This is a genomic window from Candidatus Micrarchaeota archaeon (assembly GCA_028866575.1).
Classification (GTDB): domain Archaea; phylum Micrarchaeota; class Micrarchaeia; order Micrarchaeales; family Micrarchaeaceae; genus UBA12276.
Window position 1 is genome coordinate 1 of record JAGWHU010000026.1, and the last position, 3,076, is coordinate 3,076.

General features: G+C 71.4%; 4 protein-coding genes. All 4 read right to left on the reverse strand.

Annotation, left to right across the window (positions count from 1 at the left end):
* Window positions 1–172 precede the first annotated feature (172 nt).
* On the reverse strand, window positions 173–1,483 hold the full coding sequence (locus KGI06_06075) for a hypothetical protein (GenBank protein ID MDE1871775.1): 1,311 nt from the start codon (window positions 1,481–1,483) through the stop codon (window positions 173–175).
* Window positions 1,483–1,998: a hypothetical protein gene (locus KGI06_06080; GenBank protein ID MDE1871776.1), complete on the reverse strand. Its 516-nt coding sequence runs from the start codon at window positions 1,996–1,998 to the stop codon at window positions 1,483–1,485. Before KGI06_06080 ends, KGI06_06075 begins: the two co-directional genes overlap by 1 nt.
* Window positions 1,995–2,834, reverse strand: a complete 840-nt coding sequence (locus KGI06_06085) for a hypothetical protein (GenBank protein MDE1871777.1) — start codon at window positions 2,832–2,834, stop codon at window positions 1,995–1,997. The genes KGI06_06080 and KGI06_06085 overlap by 4 nt, the downstream gene beginning before the upstream one ends.
* Window positions 2,831–3,076 (reverse strand): hypothetical protein (locus KGI06_06090; protein MDE1871778.1); only part of this gene is annotated, 246 nt, incomplete at its 5' end. The genes KGI06_06090 and KGI06_06085, both read right to left, overlap by 4 nt.

Consider the following 3,076-nt stretch of genomic DNA (forward strand, 5'->3'; position numbering starts at 1 on the left):
CTGGCCCTGATGGAGCGCGGCGGCGATGATCTCCGTCGTCTCGGACTGGCCGCCCTCGGCCGCCGTGAGCAGTTGCCCCAGCGTCGTCAGCGCCTGCAACACATCGGCGAGCGTCTGCCGCGCCGCCGTCGCCTGTTCTGGTGTCATGCGTCCTCTCTTTCTCCCTCGAATCTTACACCAGCACGACCCGGCTGTAGGGAAAACCGGCCGTCACGGGCGCCGGCAGCGCTGTCCCCGTCTCCCCCGCCTTCTGGTACGGCACCAGCATCAGCACGGTGCTCATCGCCACGGCGTTGTTGCCGCTCCCTCCCGTCGCGTTGCTCGTCGCCTGCGCGCCGGCCTGCATCGCTGTGAGCTGCCCGAGCGTCCACTGCGGCGACGACCAGGGCGCCGACTCTGAAAGCGTCAGCCGCAACGCCTCTTGATAGCCGCTCACCAGCGCGAGCGCCGTCCAGTTGTGGTCGTTCACGCCGTCCGACATCATCGGGAAGAGGTTGTTGGTGACGCCCTTGGCGCCCGGCGTGACGCTGATCTCTTCTCCCAGCATCAGGCTGTCCGTGAGCAGGTCGGCCGCCGCGATGTAGGCCGGGTCGGTGAGCCGGTAGAGCTGCGACCACGGGGAGTTGCCGGAGTCCACGGCCGCCGTGTCCTGCGTCGTCGTGCCGTCCGGCAGCGCCTCGTTGACGTGGGCCGGGTTGCCCGGCCACTGGTTCCAGTGGCCGACGCCCTTCACCACGCTCGGCCGCTGCCCGTCTACGCGATGCACGCCCATCGGGTTGGCCGCGTCTTCCCAGCCGCCCCAGACGTTGCAGACGTAGAACAACGGGTTCAGTCCGAACGGCGCGACGCTCGATGTTGACCCCCAGCTCGCGGTGAAGCCGCCGGACGCCAGGTTCTGGCTCGGGTTCGCGTTGACGTTGAGGAACGTCGTGTAGACGGGCGGCGCGGTCAGCGTCGCCGTCCTGACCACCCACTGCTTCGTCGTGAGCAGGTTGCCCGCGCTGTCTCTGTACGCCTCCCAGACCTCAAGCTGCAGCCACTGCCCCGTCGGCAGTACGGCCGTGCTTGTCCCCACGAGCGGCAGGCCGCTCCCCGTGTAGAGTCTGAGCGCGCCCGCGGGGGTGACGTTGAGGGCGAACGGGTCGTTCGCGCCGCTGAGCAGCGTCCCCTCGGCGGCCGGGTAGGCGGGGAGCCAGAGGATGCCCGACCAGATGAGCGCCCAGCGCTTTGTCGCCGTCGGCGTCACGCCATTCCCGGCGCCCGTCTCGCTGCTGATGGTGAGCGACGAGCCGGCGGCGAACTTGAGCACCTGCTCGCCCAGCGCGCCGGCGAACGGGTGCACCGGGTCGCCGCCGCCGCCCGGCACGAGCGTCACGCCGGCGGGCAGAGCGCCGGGGCCGCCGTCCGTCCCCTGCGCCATCCAGGTGGTCGTCGTCCAGCCGAATGCCTGGTAGACCTGCAGGAAACGCGCGTCAGGGGCCATCAGGGCAGCCTCGCGGCGAACTCGGCTGCCGGGCCGTGGTAGTAGGCGGCCCGGAGTGTGCCGCCTCCGGCACGCGGCTCATCACGCAGCTCGCGCCAGTCGGCGATGTAGCGCTGCCAGAGCCTGTCGAGCGCGCCCCCCGCCACCACGCTCCCCTCCATGATCGCCTCCGGGTGTGCGAGCGCAACGCGCTTGCAGGCGCCGAGGTAGAGCCGTGCGAACGTCATCGGCGGCAGGGTCGGGTCGAGGACGTAGAGGGCGTACCGCCAGACGAGACGGGGCGTCCCCGCGGCGTCCGCGCGCTGCCCCGCCTGCACACAGCGCAGCCAGCCGCGCGCCGCGCCCGCGTCGTCGTGCACCATCCACAGCTCGCGGCCGTCCTGGGCGATGTCCTCGCGCGCGTCCTGCTCACCCTGGTCGCGGACGCCCCCCCACTCGCCGAACGTGCCAGCGTCGCGCGCCGCCGCGAAGAGGCGTCCAACCTCGGCGATGTCGGTGGCGGGGCGGACGTTCATGTCAGGTCAAGCTCCAGGTAGAGGGTGAGCCGCAGAAACGTCGCCACGCTGACGACGTTCACCTGAATGGTCGTGTTGGCGGCAATGGTCGTCGTCGTCCAGCCCGACGGTGCGGTGAGGGCGGACGCCACGGCGCCGCTGACGACGGGCTTCGTCCCGGCGCCCACCATCGAGGCGTAGGACGGGGCGGTGCCGAAGGGCGCGGAGAGCACATCCACCGTCGCCGAGCCGGACTGGTCGCCCTCCAGCCGCCAGTTCGCCACCGTGCAGGCGAAGGGGACGCCGAACGTCCCTTTGATGCCCGTCGTGATCACGGAGCCGCCGCCGTCGATGAGCAGGTTGATGCCCCGCTTGTCCGTCTCCCAGGCGACTCCCAGCGCCGCGGCGGCGCGCGCCACGAGCCGCAGCCCGTCCAGCCCTACCGCCAGCCCCGCCCACTTCGGGGTGGCGTTGCCCACGACGACCATGCCCTTGGCGGGCGCCTGGGCGATGGTGTCGTTGTCCGTCACGCCGTCGAGGAGGGCGTGTGGCGTGCCGGTGCTGATGTCCACCTGGCGCCCGCTGGTGGCGCTGGTGACGGAGAGCGTGCCGGTCAGGAAGTTCAGGGTGTCGAAGCGGCTCTGCCCCGCCGGCAGGCCCACCGTCACCGCCGCCGCCGTCTTCGAAACCTCGGCGCCGTTGGCCAGGACGCGCACCCCCGCCTTTGGCGCCGGCATGGGCGGTGGTGGCCCCGGTAGCAGGAGATGGCCGATGGCGCGCCGGACGCCCTCCGGCGCCGTCCTGAGCGCCGTCAGGATCTCGCCGGCGGTCGGCTGGGCGCTTGCGCTCTCGCTCATGTCGTCTCCGGGATCTGCAGGGATGGGTCAGTGACGAACTGCTCGTCCTCCCCCACGTAGTCGTAGAGCACCCAGATCCCCGTCAGCGACGGCGCCGGGAGCTGTCCCACCGGGGTGTTCGGTGCGATGCCCACCCATGTGTGCAACTGGCGTCCCGTGCCGAAGCCCGTCGTGGGCACGTCAAACACGGCGGGGACGCCGTAGCGCGTGCCGATCAGGAAGATGTCCTGCCCGGTGTCCCA

Excerpts from the sequence above, each read along its gene's own strand:
- KGI06_06075 (MDE1871775.1), bottom strand. The coding sequence starts at position 1,483 with ATGGCCCCTGACGCGCGTTTCCTGCAGGTCTACCAGGCATTCGGCTGG.
- KGI06_06080 (MDE1871776.1), bottom strand. The coding sequence starts at position 1,998 with ATGAACGTCCGCCCCGCCACCGACATCGCCGAGGTTGGACGCCTCTTC.
- KGI06_06085 (MDE1871777.1), bottom strand. The coding sequence starts at position 2,834 with ATGAGCGAGAGCGCAAGCGCCCAGCCGACCGCCGGCGAGATCCTGACG.